Consider the following 15,676-nt stretch of genomic DNA (forward strand, 5'->3'; position numbering starts at 1 on the left):
ACTTGGGGCTTCTAGATCAAAAACTTGGCAAAGGTGGTATTATAATCACCAAGTTTGACGACCTGATTAATTGGGCCAGACTCTCTTCTATGTGGCCAATGGCTTTTGGTACCGCATGCTGTGCCATAGAATTCATGAGTACTCAAGGCACGCCTTACGACCTTGATAGACTGGGCATTGTGCCAAGAGCAAGTCCTAGACAATCAGATGTGATGATAGTAGCTGGAACAGTTACTTTTAAAATGGCCGATCGTGTACGCCGACTTTACGAACAAATGGCAGAGCCGCGATATGTCATCTCCATGGGGTCTTGTTCAAACTGTGGTGGCCCATATTGGGAGCATGGTTATCATGTGGTAAAAGGAGTAGATAGAATTATACCTGTAGATGTATATGTACCAGGTTGCCCTCCTCGTCCGGAAGCGTTAATTGGAGGACTTTTAAAGCTTCAAGAAAAAATCAAAGGCGAAAGTATAGTCGCACCAAAAGCGGTTGAGAAATTAATGGCTAAAGAAGCAGTATGACTTTCGATGAGATCATATCGATCCTTAAACGGGATTTAGGCGAAGAAATAATCGTTGCTACCGACGAAAATGCATCACCAAGATGTATTGAGATTAAAGCGGATAACCTTGTCAAATGCATGGAATATCTGCACCGCACAGAGGGTCTATACTTTGATTCACTGTCCTGCATCACAGGTCTAGACAATGGTCCTGAAACTAATACGATGGAGGTCATTTATAATCTATATGCTATTCCATATGATCACCACCTTATGGTGAAAGTCTCGCTGAATCGAAATGATCCGAAAATCGACTCTTTAACTTCTATCTGGAAAACAGCCAATTGGCAAGAAAGGGAGGTATATGACTTGTTTGGGATTTACTTTAACAACCACCCCGATTTAAGAAGAATTTTGCTCCCCGAAGATTGGGATGGACATCCTTTAAGAAAGGACTACGAACATCAAACATATTATCGCGGTATTAAAGTTGAATATTAGTGGCAAACGAAGTTCAATACATATTCGACAATGAAAACCTGAGAAAATCAGCACCTCAGAAATTCAAATCCGAAGATTTGAAAAGTGAGGAAATGATTGTGAATATCGGACCTCAACACCCTTCTACCCATGGTGTACTGCGCTTGGAAGTTATTACGAATGGCGAAGAAATAGTAGATGTAGCACCACATCTCGGTTATCTGCACAGGTGTTTCGAGAAACACGCTGAAAACCTGCCTTACAATCAAATTCTGCCATTCGTCGATCGGATGGACTACATAGCGGCCATGAATTCAGAGCATGCTTTTGTGATGGGCGTAGAACGAATGCTCGGCATAGAAGGCCAAATCGACAAAAGAGTAGAATACATACGCGTAGTAGTCGCAGAGCTGAATCGAATGGCCTCGCATTTTATTGCGCTGGGAACTTATGCCATGGATATTGGTGCCATTACACCGTTTCCTTGGATGCTTCGCGACAGAGAACACATTCTGCGACTGCTAGAATGGGTTTCGGGAGCACGAATGCTTTACAATTACATCTGGGTAGGCGGACTCTTTTACGACTTACCGGTTGGGTTTGAAGAAAGATGTTTGGAGTTTATAAAATACATTAAGCCTAAACTGATAGAGTTCGAACAAGTCGTCCTTCAAAACAAGATTTTTATTGATAGAACGGCCAATGTTGGTGTTTTACCCGCTGACTTAGCTATCAATTATGGTATTACCGGACCTATGCTCAGGGCTTCGGGGCTCAAATATGATTTAAGAAAAGTAGACGCTTATTCGGTTTACCCGGAAATCGATTTTGATGTACCCGTTGGCAAGGGAGAAATGGGGAGCCTCGGTGATTGTTGGGATAGAACAGATGTACGGATGAAAGAGTGTTATGAATCCGTCAAAATCATAGAACAGGCGATCCAAAAACTGACTGGGGATCACAAAAGAACGAGAGACTTCGACCCAAGAGCAGCCGTTCCGAAAAAAATACGACCAAAAGCGCAAGATTTTTATGTGCGCGCAGAAAATCCCAAAGGCGAAACAGGATTCTTTTTTAGAGCTGACGGAAGATCAGATATACCATTTAGATGCAAAGCTCGTGGAGCAAGTTTTGTGAACCTATCCATTCTTGGAGAACTAGCAAAAGGTGGCTTAATCGCAGATTTGATCGCGATTCTTGGATCAATTGATATTGTCCTCGGAGAAGTTGATCGCTAGTTGGCTTTAGCTACAATAAAGCTTCTAGATTGGTTTCTCGAACGTAAGCCCTTTTACCTCGCCATTTAATCTGATACCAGATATCTTGCTTATCGATAATCTCGATTTTATGACCTTGGCCAACAACTTCAATTAATTCGGCAGCGGCAGAGGGACCCGACATTACATATGCATTATCGCTAGTGACAATACCTTGGTCTTTTGGCCCAGTGAAATTCACAAAGAAAAAGGTAAGGCTTAACACAATCAACAGACCGATCGCCAATCCGGGAGATCTTTCTTGATGCTTTTTAAGCTTTCTGAACATCATAGTTAAAATGAGCAAATTCAATGCGACTAGCACGGCTATGATCAGGATATTGTAGTCCTGAATAGCCTTAACAAACTGCTGAAAATCATTTGTATCATAACCTTCCAGACCATTGACTTGTGCCAATGCATCCATCTTCTTTAAAGCTTCTTTGTCCGAAGTCAGTCTATAATAATCGTGTAAATAAATAAGTGCCCTACTCAAGTTACCTAAAGCCTCCTGGCTGTAGGCCATCTTTAAAAGCATGGCTGGAGTGGCGCGTTGAGCATCTTCATAAATGGACTCATATAATTCAAGAGATTGTGTGTATAAACGTTCCTTGAAAAGTGAATCTGCCTTGGCTAGATTCGAAGTCACCTCTTGACTAAAAACACTTTGGATAGAAAAAATCAATCCGAGTAAGAATAGAAAAGTAATCCTAGAAAACCTCTTTTGCATATTATATGAATTCCTCACTTACAATTGTGCTCCAAAATCCAGCGATCAGACTTTTAGAAGCACGAATATAGTTAGCACAATTTCTTCGCCCATACCTTTCACAACATTTAACAAGCCGATCGGATTATTTTCAGGTGAGTTCCTAAACTTCAGGCTTAAAAACAGTTAGGTCAACCCATTTAAGCAGCACCACAATCTTGGGAAATATTGGTACAATCGGCATAGGAAAGTGTGCTAGTAAAAAGACATGAATACCAGTTGTTTTCTCGATAAACGGTGACCAAAAGAAATTGTAAAATAAATTTATATTCAGTGTTTGCATTTAATTTTGAACCTCTTACATTTGCAGTCCGAATTATGAGAGACACTCAAAATTCGGCCACAAAAACAGGATGATCTGGTAGCTCAGCTGGTAGAGCATCTCCCTTTTAAGGAGAGGGTCCTGGGTTCGAACCCCAGCCAGATCACACCGTTAAAGACTTCATTTTATGAAGTCTTTTTTTGTTTTAATCCACTCAATTTAAGCAGGCCTTAATAGCTGGACCATCGCGACGCTTTTTAGAAAAGGAGATCAAAAATTATTACCTTTGACAAAATTGGGATCTCTACTTTTTCGTTTTTCTGAAGCTTTTGATTGACCTTCTAATCTTATTTCTACATGAAGAACTACATCATTCTTGCCGCTTTTATTCTGTTGACGGCCTGCAACGATAAAAGCTCAAACCAATTTATAATTAACGGTAGCACAGAGGGAATTAATGATCAACAGGTAAAACTGACACTACTCAGCGGTGAAGGTATGCAAGTTCAAAAATTTGATGCAGTTGAGATAGTGAATGGAAAATTCAAAATCGAAGGAGAATTAGTTCAACCACCTACACTTGTTTCCCTGGTCTTCGAACAAGAAGGAGTCAAGCTATGGAAAAGGTTCTTAATAGATAACTCTACAATGGATTTAAAGATTTGGAAAGTCGAAGAACCAAATGACATCCCTCCTACCTATGACGCTATCCTCAATGGGTCAAAAAGCAATGATGAACTCGAAAAAATGACCACCACCTTGAGAGAACTAAATAAAGAGGTGTCAATGTTCGCTGCCACCTTTAGAAAACTGGGAAATAACGGACAATTACCTATGGACCAATGGTCTAAAGAGGATTTAGCGCAAGTAGCGAAAATGGAAGAGATAGATAAAGAGGCCACTTTGAAAAGAAATAAATTCCTTTCTGAATCTGCTCAAGGAAAAAATGAAGTACTCAAGTTATTAGCAATACCTGAGCTATATCATTGGGGAATCGCCCCTTTCAATTCATTTGAGCTCTGCGAGGAAGCATTCGACGAGCTACACGGAGATTTAAAGACATCACACCTGAGGGCTTATTACAGCAGCGAAATTCATAGGAAGTCAGAACAAATGCGATTAGCGCGAGAAGTTACCGTAGACAATAAATACAAAAACTTTACACAAAATAATCCAGAAGGAAAACCAATCACAGCAAGTGATATTGTCGAATCAAACCAGTATGTATTATTAGATTTTTGGGCTTCCTGGTGTGGGCCCTGTAGAAAAGAAAATCCAAACCTTCTCAAAACCTACAATGAATTTCATGACAAAGGTTTTGACGTACTCGCGATTTCAATCGACGAGAAGGAAAAAGCTTGGAAAAAGGCCATTGAACAAGATGGCATGCCTTGGACGCAAGTTTCTGATTTGAAAGGCCCTGCTAATGATGTCGCCACATTGTATTCCGTTACGGGAGTTCCAAGCAGCTTTCTAATTGACAGCCAAAGTGGCCGAATTATAGCCACAGATCTCCGAGGAGAAGACCTCGACAATAAACTAAAAGAATTGTTTGCTCAATAATCACAGTTAACTCAATAAGGCTCTGCTTTTAAAGTCATTAGTTCTACAATTAGGAAATTAATAAAATCAACTCTACATTTAGGAAACTAATAAGTTTAACTTATGAAAGGAACCTACTTAGGCGAGTTTGAAGAAATCGTACTATTAACGATCGGGGTGCTACAAGATGACGCTTATGGTGTGGCTATTAAATTAGAAATAGAGGCCCGTACCAGCAGAACACCTAGCATCGGCGCATTGCATTCTGCGCTAAGCCGTTTAGAAGACAAAGGCTTCATCGCATCTAAAGAAGGTGGCGCCACGCAAGCAAGGGGTGGTAGGCGCAAGCGATTTTATACGATTACTGCCGCTGGGAAATCTACACTCGTAAAAGCCAATCGATTAAGAAATGAGCTTTTCAACCTCATCCCGAATTTATCTACTGAAGGCCTAAATTGATGAAGGAAAACTGGTCAAATCCTCCACAATGGCCTCAACGGTTACTCCGGAAATGGTGCTCTGATAAACACTTTGATATTCTACTCGGAGACCTGCTGGAGCTCTACGAGTATCGACTTGCCAAAAAAGGAAAGCTCAAGGCAAAACTGCATTTCATCAAGGATACTTTTGATATGCTCAGGCCTTTCGCATTCAGAAAAAGAAAGAAACAACAACTCAATCAAACTGATATGTTCAAGAATTACTTCAAAATCTCATTCCGCAACATGCGTAGACATAAGGTTTACGCTTCCATAAATATAGCCGGCCTTTCAGTGGGTATCACCTGCTTTTTATTGATCTTCTTGTACGTGCAAGACGAATTAAGCTACGACAGATATCACAACGAAGCCAAAGACATTTACCGGATAGTAGTACCCAATTACGACGCCGATGGCGAGTTGAGCAGGGTGTTTAGCTATGCCTCTTTGAGACATGGTGAGCTCCTAAGAAATGACTTCCCCCAAATTGAATCCGTTGTACGGTTCAACCCCTTCAATTTTCCCATTATCAAGTATCAGGACAAACAATTCGAAGAGGCATTCTTTAACCTTGTCGAACCAAGCATCTTTGATGTCTTTACCTTTAATTTCATCGAAGGGGAAGCAAAAGATGCCCTAGTTGACCCTTTTAGCGTAGTGATCACTCAATCTACAGCGGAAAAATACTTTGGCACCGAAAAAGCGCTGGGTAAAACGCTCAATGTCCTCGATGGAAGGGAATTTCTCTTTAAAGTGACTGGTGTGATAGAAGATTTCCCAGAGCAATCGCACATGAGCTACAATTTCCTTGGATCTTGGGCCACCTTTGAGTCGACTGTCGACCTCAGTACGAGGACGTCTTATTACGGTAATTATAACTACCCCACTTATCTGAAGGTCAAAAATGGTGTCAACATTGAAGTTCTATCAGAACAAATCCCAGCACTTCTTGATAAATACATAGACAATATTCAAGGGGATAAAGCAAGTAGTCGACTTGGGTTGACCTTTCAAAGGCTCACGGACATTCACCTAAAGGGTACACCTGGCACAAGCGGCACACCTCGGGAATTCTATCTTTACTTGTTTTCAGCCGTCGGGTTTTTAGTTCTTTTGATTGGCTGCATTAATTACATGAATTTAGCTACTGCCAAATACGCGAATCGACTAAAAGAAATTGGTGTACGAAAGGTAATGGGTGCGGGCTCCTCCAGCATATCCCAACAGTTTCTGGTAGAGTCGATTTCCTATACCACTATAGCCTTAATACTTAGCATTGGCTTGGCTTATTTACTATTGCCAACATTGAATACTTTCACTGAAAAATCTTTAAGCCTTGAATTAGCCACGAACTTATCGCTTTACCTATTTCTGATTGGGCTAGTCTTTTTTGTTGGTCTTTTGGCAGGAAGTTATCCAGCATTTTTCATGTCAAGATTCAAAACCGTAAGTGCCCTCAAAAACGGCAAATTGAACATTAAAAACCGATCGTTTTTTAGAATGGGGATGGTAATCTTTCAATTTGTAATTACCATCAGTTTGGTCATCGGTGTTATTGTGGTGGACCGTCAGTTAAGCTTTATTAGAAACCAATACCCGGGTTTTGAAAGGAAGCAAGTGATCACATTCTCTGGAAATGCCGCGATGAATAATCAATCAGATATTTTTAAAACACGGTTGCTGAATAACCCAAAAATTCAACAATCGGCAATGTCCACCAGAGTACCTACAGGAAGATTGGCAGACTCCATGGATGCAACACTTTTAGACGGAGAATTAGAAACAAATGTCGATTTCAGATTACCATTTATTCGAGCCGATCGCGATTTTCTGAAACTCTATGAAATAGATTTGATTACTGGTGAGAATCTACCAGATAAGATACCCGCCAACGATAATCAATCATTTATTCTCAATGAAACTGCCGTAATGAAACTAGGATGGACCAACCCAGAAGAAGCTATTGGTAAAAGAATGCGATACGGCTTTTTAACAGGCTTCATAAAGGGTGTTGTGAAGGACTTTCATTTCGAATCACTTCACTCCTCAATTCAACCGATGATTTTTTACAATACGACAAGAGCTAAAAGAATTGTTTCGGTCAAAATTTCGCCTACTGATATGCCTGAAACTTTGACTTACCTAGAAGATATTTTCAAAGAATATAGTCCCGATCGCTCATTTGACGCCTCTTTCTTAGACGATGATTTCAATCGGCAATATGAAGACGAAAAACAGCTCAGCGATATTTCAAAAATATTCTCAGTTCTGGCCATTTTTATTGCCTGTATTGGACTCTTGGGGCTAGTCAGTTTTACACTAGAACAAAAAGCCAAGGAGATAAGCGTTAGAAAAGTACTCGGTGCGAGTGTTACAGGCATTTTGTTACTGGTAAATCGTAGTTATGCCGTATTGATTCTTATTGCCTTCGCCATAGCGGTTCCTCTCTCGATTTATGCACTTGACGGATGGCTAAGTTCTTTTGCCTACCATATCAGTATTGGTGTGGGAATAATAAGTGTTGCTGGTATAATGACGGCAACTTTAGCAGTGATTACTATTTGTTCTCAAGCCATTCGGTTTGCTACAGCAAATCCGGTGAAATGGCTGAGAAATGAATAACTCAATATTTCCAAAATTGCACGTTAGATATTTGATTAGATTCAAATACCTTCGTGTCAATGAATAAACAACCTATCGGCATATTTGATAGTGGAATGGGTGGCCTCACAGTGGCACACGCAGTGAGTAAGGCTTTACCGAACGAGCAACTGATCTATTTTGGTGATTCTGCTCACCTCCCCTATGGCGATAAATCGGCTGCTACTATTCAGGCTTATTCCATCAAAATCTGTGACATTTTACTCGAAAAAGGTTGTAAGGTTATTCTTATCGCATGTAATTCTGCCTCTGCGGCGGCTTATGATTTAATCAAGGCTTATTTAGGCTCAAAAGCACAGGTGCTCAACGTAATCGACCCAGTAGTTGACTATGTGGCCAATAATTATTCTGGCCAAAAAGTAGGGCTTATTGGGACCAAACAGACTGTCGGCTCCAATGTCTATGAAAATCAAATTCATGCAAGAAATAGTGGAATTAGCGTTGGTGCGCTGGCCACTCCTCTTCTAGTGCCAATGATTGAAGAGGGCTTTCACAAAAACGAGATCTCAGAAGCTATCATCCAAGAATACTTATCGAATCCAGCTCTTGCAGAAATCAAGGCATTGATTCTCGGCTGTACGCACTACCCGCTAATAAAGGACAAAGTTGAGGCCTACTTTAAAAACCAGATCGACGTCATAGACTCTTCAGAAATAGTGGCTAATGCTTTAAGTAATCTTTTAGCTGAGCAAAATCTCCAGTCCGATAAAAGGGTCAATAAAAACGAATTTTTGGTTTCAGATATTACGCCATCGTTCGAAGCCGCTACATCGCTGTTTTTTGGGGTAAAAGTACCTTTACAAAAACACAAACTCTGGGAATAAAACCCAAAACACTCACCTTCAAGTGGCTTAAATTTTCGGAACAAATTATTAACCTACTGGTTTAGTAGACTAGTACGTGTTTGTTACAGATTATTATGTTTTCTTTGCAGACGTAAAGGCCCTTAAAAAGTGTATACTTTTCTCATTATCTTGATTTTCTTCCTTGTCTACATGGTTTTTGTAGTCTACGCAGAGCGAAAGATATCGGCCTTTATACAAGATCGATATGGCCCAATGGAAGTAGGTTATTATGGGCTTCTCCAAACTGTTGCGGACTTACTCAAGCTTGTCCAGAAAGAGGACATTGTTCCTTTAGCTGCGGACAAGCGCATCTTCAAGCCTGGTCCTGTCGTTATTTTCACCGCTGTTTTCGCTGGTTTTGCAGTTATTCCCTTAACGTCCGCATTTGGCAACTCTTCAGTACAAGTAGGCATTTTCTATTTATTGGCTATTGTTTCACTTGATGTTATCGGAATACTTATGGCAGGTTGGGGATCGAATAGCAAGTATGCCCTGTTTGGGGCAATGCGCTCGGTGGCTCAAATTATCTCTTATGAAATACCGCTTGGCTTGACCGTAGTATGTGTAGTCATGGTGTCTCAAACACTGGATTTACAAGAAATCATTTACCAACAGGGCATCTGGTGGAATAGTATAGACGCTGAAGCCGCCAACTACCTGTTTGGCATCAAAGCGATCGGCATAGAAACAACTGAAATAGGGGGCATTTTAACTTGGAACATCTTTCGCGCACCCATTTTTTTATTCGCTTTTATCATCTTCTTTATTGCTTCTCTAGCTGAGAGTAATCGTGCTCCTTTTGATATTCCTGAAGCTGAATCGGAACTCGTTGGAGGTTTTCACACCGAATACTCTGGGCTCCGCTGGGGTTTGGTCATGATGGGTGAATACGGCTTGATGCTTTTAGTCTCTTTTCTGGCGGCTATTTTATTTCTTGGGGGATGGAATACTCCTTTACCTAACATTGGTAGTGTTGAACTCGCCCAATGGACAAGTGGTGTACCTGGCACTGTAGCAGGGCATTTATGGGGAGCTTTCTGGATGCTGAGCAAGGCATTTCTACTGGTTGGCGTTCAAATCTGGATTAGATGGACGTTTCCAAGACTGCGAATCGACCAACTGATGAACCTGAGTTGGAAGTACTTAACTCCTGCAGCGATCCTTTTAGTGTTATTTAGTGCAATCTGGAGGATGCTTATGATATGATGTGGAACTGTGAACAAATAGGGCTACCGAAGACTTTTTACTTCATAACTTTACTATTTCACCAGATATAAATGTCGGAAGGGATTAAATCATATTGGATCCGAATTAAAACGGCTACGCAAACCTTGAAAAAAGGTATGCAAATAACTGGTAAGCACATGCTTGAGGCTTGGGACCAAAGAACACCTATTGGCCCCAATGACCAAAACTACTTTGAAAAGCAGCAAGGGCTTTTCACGCTTCAATACCCAAGGGAAACCATTCCTGTTCCCGATCATGGGCGATACAAGCTTCATAATGAAATAGATGACTGTATTGTTTGTGACAAATGCGCCAAAGTGTGCCCCGTAAATTGTATCGACATTGAACCCGTTCGTGCCACCGAAACTTTTGGCAAAACTTCCGACGGAACTCCCTTGAGAATCTATGCTGCCAAGTTCGACATTGATATGGCGAAATGCTGTTTCTGCGGATTATGCACCACGGTTTGCCCTACAGAATGCCTGACCATGACTAGCGAGTACGACTTCAGTGCTTTTGATTTTGAGGAGCATAACGTGCTTTTTTCAAATATGACGCCACTCGAAATTTTAGAGAAGAAACAGGCATTTGAAGCATTCAGTGAGAAGAAAGCAGCCGAAAAAGCTAAGGCAAGCGCTGCGTCTGTAAAGCCTGGAGCAAAACCAGCCATGAGACCTAAAACAGCAGCTCTGGCTAAACCGAAGGTCCCTGGTGCAACACCGAAACCAAAAGTCGTGATAAAGCCGAAAGTTCAGGTAAACAAAACTGCTAGCGAATCGGGAACACCCAAACCAAAGGTGGTCATAAAACCCAAAATTCAAGTAAAAAAAGAAGCTACGGATTCGTCTGCCAAGGCAAAACCAGTCATTAGACCTAAAATACCCACTACGAATACTTCCGATGAAAAGAAACCACCTAGACCGGTCATAAAACCTAAGGTACCTGCTCGGCCAAAGATTCCAACAAGAAAAAAGGAGAACCCGGAGGGTGATGAATAAACTATGGATTTGACAACTATCATATCCTATGCGTTTGTGGGTATCACTGCCCTTTCTACGCTTTACATTATGTTCACAAAGAACATTTTGTATGCTGCTTTTGCCCTGATTTTGACCTTCATAGGCATGGCTGGACTATTTGTTCTACTCGGGGCTGAATTTATAGCGGTGACTCAAATTTTGGTTTATGTCGGTGGTATTCTTGTGTTATTGGTTTTTGGAATTATGCTGACTAATCGCTTGAAGGGCAAGAAGGTAGTAAGTCCGACTTACCACAAACTATTAGGATTCCTGATTGCTGCTGGCCTATTCACCTTGTTATTTAAAGGAATTCTAGCGGCAAATTTCAGCACGCTAGCCTGGACAAACAACAGTATCAAAAAAGCTCCAGAGATTAAAGATTTTGGTCTCACGCTGATGACTGATTATGTGCTGGCTTTTGAAATTATTGGCATTCTCCTTTTACTAGGCCTTATTGGAGCAGTTAGAATTGCCGGAAATACAAGGAAGGAGGTTCACGATGCCTCTTGATTATATCCTCGCATTGGGCGCATTCCTCTTCTGTGCTGGCTTGTTTGTGGTCATCACTAGAAAGAATGCCATTATGGTTTTGATCGGGATTGAGTTAATGCTCAATGCGGCAAACTTAAATTTAATTGCCTTTAGTAGCTTTGACACGCAGGCTTTGCAAGGACAGGTATTTTCGATTTTTGTAATTACCGTCGCCGCCGCAGAAGCCGCCGTAGGCCTTTCTATTGTGGTAAAAGTCTATAAGTATTTCCAAACAGCAGACTTAGATAAAATTAATGACTTGAAAGGGTGATAGAACTACAGGAACTCATATTACCCAAAGGAGACCCGATCATTTACTGGCTGATCGCCTTGTTGGCTATTCCTTTCTTTTCATTTCTCACTACTCAAAAGCTGGGTCAAAGAGCGCCACACTGGGCAACCTTTTTACTAGCAGCCAATACGTGTATCGCTATTTATCTGACGGCCTTACATTGGAACGGAGAAAACCTGAGTGTTCGAGGGCATTGGTTTAAAGTTGGAGATACTCAAATCACCTACTCATTTCTTGTCGATCGGCTTACGCTAATCATGTCAGTCATCGTGAACTTTATCTCCTTGCTTGTCCACTTGTTTTCACAGGAGTACATGCGAAAAGACAAGGCTAAACCAAGGTATTTTGCCTACCTCGGCTTGTTTACGTTTTCTATGATGGGCATAGTGCTTTTCTATGACCTCCTCTTCATTTTCATTTTCTGGGAGCTTGTAGGCCTATCTTCTTTCTTACTCATTGGGTTTTGGTTCGAAAAGAAATCTGCATCAATCGCTGCAAACAAGGCATTTATCATGAATCGTATTGGTGACGTTGGATTTGTCACTGCACTAATGATCCTCTACACCCAATTTCAATCTTTCGATCTGGAGGTCATTAAAACCTTAATGATTGATAGTAAGATCGAAAATGGGAACTGGGTAACCCACTTTTTAAACAACGGCCATGAAATGATGGGCAGTCTAGATGCCAGGTGGCTCAGCGCGGCTGGTATCGCTTTATTTTGCGGAGCCGTAGGAAAATCAGCACAATTTCCACTGCAAGTTTGGCTTCCAGATGCGATGGAGGGTCCTACCCCTGTTTCTGCCTTGATACATGCCGCCACCATGGTAGCTGCCGGGGTGTATTTACTAGCACGTGTTTTCGTAATCCTTGATGCCCAAGCACTAGAAGTTGTAGCAATTGTTGGTGCCATTACTGCATTTATGGCCGCTATTGCCGCTTTATCACAATTCGACATCAAAAAAGTATTGGCTTACAGCACCATTTCTCAGCTCGGGTATATGGTTATGGCTATGGGAGTCGGCGCCTATACTGCAGGACTCTTTCACTTGGTGACCCATGCATTTTTTAAGGCAGGGCTATTTTTATGTGCAGGTATTATTATTCATCAACTTCATAAATTGGAGTCGAAAGAAATCAGCTTCAATACGCAAGATATGCGTGTAATGGGTGGACTGAGACAGCACTTACCGCGCACATTTTTCTTTTTCTTGATTTGTGCATTGGCACTTGCCGGGCTTCCAGGCTTTTCGGGCTTCCTTTCTAAAGATGCCATTCTACTCAATCTATCTGTATGGGCAGATATAAAAGGAGGTGGATTCTATATACCAGAAGTACTCGCCTTTGCTACCGTTCTTCTAACCGCCTTTTATACCTTTAGAATGATCTTCCTGATCTTCTTTGGAAATTTTCGACTACCGAAGATTGTCCAACAGGCAGAGATTGGCAGTAAACTGAAAGAGGGAAACTGGACCTTATTAGTTCCCGCTGGCATACTTGCCATACTTTCGCTCAGCCCTTTCTTTGGATTAACTTTAAATGCGGAACACACTTGGTTTGTTGAGGCTTTTCCAACCCCAATCTACCTTGTTCCTGCTAGCTATGCCGCTAAGAGCTTGGTCGATGTGTCGCCTGAGACATTCCATCATTTGCACGGCTTGGTCAATGGTGTTTCCATTGGACTCGCCCTGTTAGGAATCATCATCGGATATTTTGCTTACCGACCCAATGCCAAACTAGAACAGACTTTTGTGGAACGCCGAGAACCAAATGGATTTCTCGGTCAAGTTTCATTTTATCATTGGTATCAAGATGCTTTCTACCGAAAATGGATACTAAAATTCATCCTTCTAAAGGCACAGGCCTTGTCTTGGTTTGATAAAAAAGTAATCGACGAAATTATTAATGGTTTGGCAAAATGGCAAGTGATTCTTGCCCATGGCACAAAGTGGTTTGATCGGTACTTTGTCGATGGCATCGTCAACCTAACCGCCTTTACCAGCGGCAGAATTGGTCATTTTACTCGGTCGATTCAGTCGGGAAATGTTCAGACATATATTATGGTGAGTTTTGTTTTCATCATACTATTAATGCTTTATTTAGTCTTTTAAACTATGGTGCATTTGTTGTCCTATATCGTCTTTATCCCTTTAGTAGCCGCACTTCTGATTGTGCTGACTCCAAAGGCATATGAGAATCTATATCGATCGGTAGGGCTGTTAAGCCTTGGCGTAACACTAGGGCTAACCTTGTTTGCCGTATTCGGTTTTGATCAATTGAGCCAAGGTGCTATCAATAGTGAAGGTTCATTACAACTGGTGGAAAAAACAGAGTGGTTTTCTATTTCACTGGGTTCTTTAGGAAGATTTTCCGTAGACTATTTCCTAGGTGCCGATGGCATCAATATTAGTTTACTGCTTTTAGCGGCAATTGTACTATTTATCGGTATGATCGCCTCTTGGAATATTCAAGAGAAAAAGAAAGCCTATTTTGGACTATACCTATTGCTTTCATCCTCGGTGCTTGGCTGTTTTGTAGCCCTCGATTTCTTCCTTTTCTACCTCTTCTTCGAGTTTATGCTCTTACCAATGTATTTCCTTATTGGTATTTGGGGTGGACCTAGAAAAGAATACGCAGCAATAAAATTTTTCATCTACACTTTAGTCGGATCGATTCTCATCCTTATCGTGATGATCGGTTTGTACAATTCCGTTTACGATCCAATGAAAACTGGTGTAGAGGCTGGTTATCAGCAGGCTTCTATCGAACAAATTCAAAACATGGTTCAAGATGGAACCATTGGCTCGGAGCAAATTGTCAAGTCGTTCAATATGATCCAAATGGCCGATTCCGACAACTTTATACCAGGGTCTTTCTTAGCTACTTCTAGCATCGCTCAAATCTTTGGTCAACCCGCCCGGTGGATGGCTTTTTTAGCTTTGCTCATTGGTTTTGCGATTAAGTTACCTGCCGTACCATTCCATACATGGCTACCAGATGCCCATGTAGAGGCCCCTACCCCAATTTCAGTAGTACTTGCAGGAATTCTTCTAAAAATTGGAGGCTACGGGCTCATTAGAACCGCTTTTGCCATATTTCCCGATAGTGCTTTTCACTACTCTTGGCTCATTGGCTTCTTTGGGGTAATCGCCATTATTTATGGTGCTTTAAATGCACTGGCACAAAAAGACTTGAAGCGATTAATCGCTTACAGCTCTGTTTCTCACATGGGATTTGTATTGCTCGGGTTGGCAGCACTTACAGTCGAAGGTATTACTGGTGCCATGTACCAAATGTTCTCTCATGGCCTTATTTCAGCATTATTATTCTTACTCGCTGGGGTACTTTACGATAGAACACACAACAGGCTTATTGAAAACTATGGTGGTTTGGCACATCAAATGCCGAAGTATACGGTTTTCGTAACCATCGCCTTCTTTGCCTCTCTAGGGCTACCTGGTTTTTCAGGCTTTATTGCAGAATTAATGGTTTTCATTGGGGCATTTAGGTCGTCTGACATGATCGGTGCAATTCCAGGCTGGATGCCAGTAGTCGGTACCATTGGACTAGTGCTTGGCGCAGGATATTATCTCTGGACGCTTCAAAGAATGTTCTTCGGACAGTTTTGGGTCAAGGACAAAACTTGGGTGGCCAATTTGAAGGACTTGGAGATTAGAGAATACCTAATGCTTGTGCCTTTAGTCATCCTAATTCTCCTTTATGGCATCTACCCTTCGCTATTGTTAGACCTTATTAACTCATCAGTAGAGAGTTTCACAAATCACCTTTCGCTATTTGCCCGATAATT

Annotated in this window: 14 protein-coding genes and 1 tRNA gene; 14 read left to right on the top strand and 1 reads right to left on the bottom strand. The window is 41.4% G+C overall.

Going from position 1 to position 15,676, the window contains the following annotated elements:
• Nucleotides 1-2 precede the first annotated feature (2 nt).
• Genes nuoB through BFP71_RS01990 form a run of 3 tightly spaced genes read left to right on the top strand, consistent with a single transcriptional unit; the run spans nucleotide 3 to nucleotide 2,223 of the window.
• Entirely contained in the window at nucleotides 3-524 is a 522-nt protein-coding gene (gene nuoB, locus BFP71_RS01980) for an NADH-quinone oxidoreductase subunit NuoB (RefSeq protein ID WP_069833781.1), read from the top strand.
• Nucleotides 521-1,006 carry an NADH-quinone oxidoreductase subunit C gene (locus BFP71_RS01985; RefSeq protein ID WP_069833782.1) on the top strand — a complete coding sequence of 162 codons (486 nt, stop codon included), beginning with the start codon at nucleotides 521-523 and terminating at the stop codon, nucleotides 1,004-1,006. Before nuoB ends, BFP71_RS01985 begins: the two co-directional genes overlap by 4 nt.
• On the top strand, nucleotides 1,006-2,223 hold the full coding sequence (locus BFP71_RS01990) for an NADH-quinone oxidoreductase subunit D (protein ID WP_069833783.1): 1,218 nt from the start codon (nucleotides 1,006-1,008) through the stop codon (nucleotides 2,221-2,223). The genes BFP71_RS01985 and BFP71_RS01990 overlap by 1 nt, the downstream gene beginning before the upstream one ends.
• Before the next feature lie 10 nt (nucleotides 2,224-2,233).
• Here the strand turns inward: BFP71_RS01990 and BFP71_RS01995 are convergent, their stop codons facing one another.
• Complete coding sequence (locus BFP71_RS01995) at nucleotides 2,234-2,971, bottom strand: SH3 domain-containing protein (RefSeq protein WP_069833784.1); 738 nt, start codon at nucleotides 2,969-2,971, stop codon at nucleotides 2,234-2,236.
• Nucleotides 2,972-3,365: 394 nt separating this feature from the next.
• Between BFP71_RS01995 and BFP71_RS02005 the strand changes: the two genes are divergently transcribed.
• The 11 genes from BFP71_RS02005 (at nucleotide 3,366) to BFP71_RS02055 (ending at nucleotide 15,674) form a co-directional block, all read left to right on the top strand.
• A tRNA-Lys gene (locus BFP71_RS02005) sits at nucleotides 3,366-3,438 on the top strand.
• 191 nt (nucleotides 3,439-3,629) lie between these two features.
• Nucleotides 3,630-4,835: a TlpA disulfide reductase family protein gene (locus BFP71_RS02010; RefSeq protein ID WP_069833786.1), complete on the top strand. Its 1,206-nt coding sequence runs from the start codon at nucleotides 3,630-3,632 to the stop codon at nucleotides 4,833-4,835.
• Between the two features lie 102 nt (nucleotides 4,836-4,937).
• Nucleotides 4,938-5,273 carry a PadR family transcriptional regulator gene (locus tag BFP71_RS02015; RefSeq protein ID WP_069833787.1) on the top strand — a complete coding sequence of 112 codons (336 nt, stop codon included), beginning with the start codon at nucleotides 4,938-4,940 and terminating at the stop codon, nucleotides 5,271-5,273.
• Entirely contained in the window at nucleotides 5,273-7,915 is a 2,643-nt protein-coding gene (locus BFP71_RS02020) for an ABC transporter permease (protein ID WP_088124834.1), read from the top strand. The genes BFP71_RS02015 and BFP71_RS02020 overlap by 1 nt, the downstream gene beginning before the upstream one ends.
• Nucleotides 7,916-7,974: 59 nt before the next feature.
• A complete protein-coding gene (gene murI / locus BFP71_RS02025) occupies nucleotides 7,975-8,778 on the top strand; it encodes a glutamate racemase (protein ID WP_176723300.1) in 804 nt (267 codons plus the stop codon).
• 129 nt (nucleotides 8,779-8,907) lie between these two features.
• Nucleotides 8,908-10,005, top strand: coding sequence for a complex I subunit 1/NuoH family protein (locus BFP71_RS02030; protein WP_088124835.1), 1,098 nt, complete (start codon nucleotides 8,908-8,910; stop codon nucleotides 10,003-10,005).
• 71 nt (nucleotides 10,006-10,076) lie between these two features.
• Entirely contained in the window at nucleotides 10,077-11,024 is a 948-nt protein-coding gene (locus tag BFP71_RS02035) for a 4Fe-4S dicluster domain-containing protein (RefSeq protein ID WP_069833790.1), read from the top strand.
• A gap of 3 nt (nucleotides 11,025-11,027) precedes the next feature.
• Nucleotides 11,028-11,555: an NADH-quinone oxidoreductase subunit J family protein gene (locus tag BFP71_RS02040; protein WP_069833791.1), complete on the top strand. Its 528-nt coding sequence runs from the start codon at nucleotides 11,028-11,030 to the stop codon at nucleotides 11,553-11,555.
• The gene (gene nuoK, locus BFP71_RS02045) at nucleotides 11,545-11,847 is read left to right on the top strand and encodes an NADH-quinone oxidoreductase subunit NuoK (protein WP_069833792.1); all 303 of its coding nucleotides are present in this window, start codon (nucleotides 11,545-11,547) and stop codon (nucleotides 11,845-11,847) included. The genes BFP71_RS02040 and nuoK overlap by 11 nt, the downstream gene beginning before the upstream one ends.
• Entirely contained in the window at nucleotides 11,844-13,979 is a 2,136-nt protein-coding gene (gene nuoL, locus BFP71_RS02050; protein WP_088124836.1) for an NADH-quinone oxidoreductase subunit L, read from the top strand. The genes nuoK and nuoL overlap by 4 nt, the downstream gene beginning before the upstream one ends.
• A 3-nt stretch (nucleotides 13,980-13,982) precedes the next feature.
• Nucleotides 13,983-15,674 (top strand): complex I subunit 4 family protein, encoded by a 1,692-nt coding sequence (locus BFP71_RS02055; RefSeq protein WP_069833793.1) that lies wholly within the window; start codon nucleotides 13,983-13,985, stop codon nucleotides 15,672-15,674.
• The last annotated feature ends 2 nt before the right edge of the window (nucleotides 15,675-15,676 follow it).

The organism is Roseivirga misakiensis (assembly GCF_001747105.1).
GTDB lineage: Bacteria > Bacteroidota > Bacteroidia > Cytophagales > Cyclobacteriaceae > Roseivirga > Roseivirga misakiensis.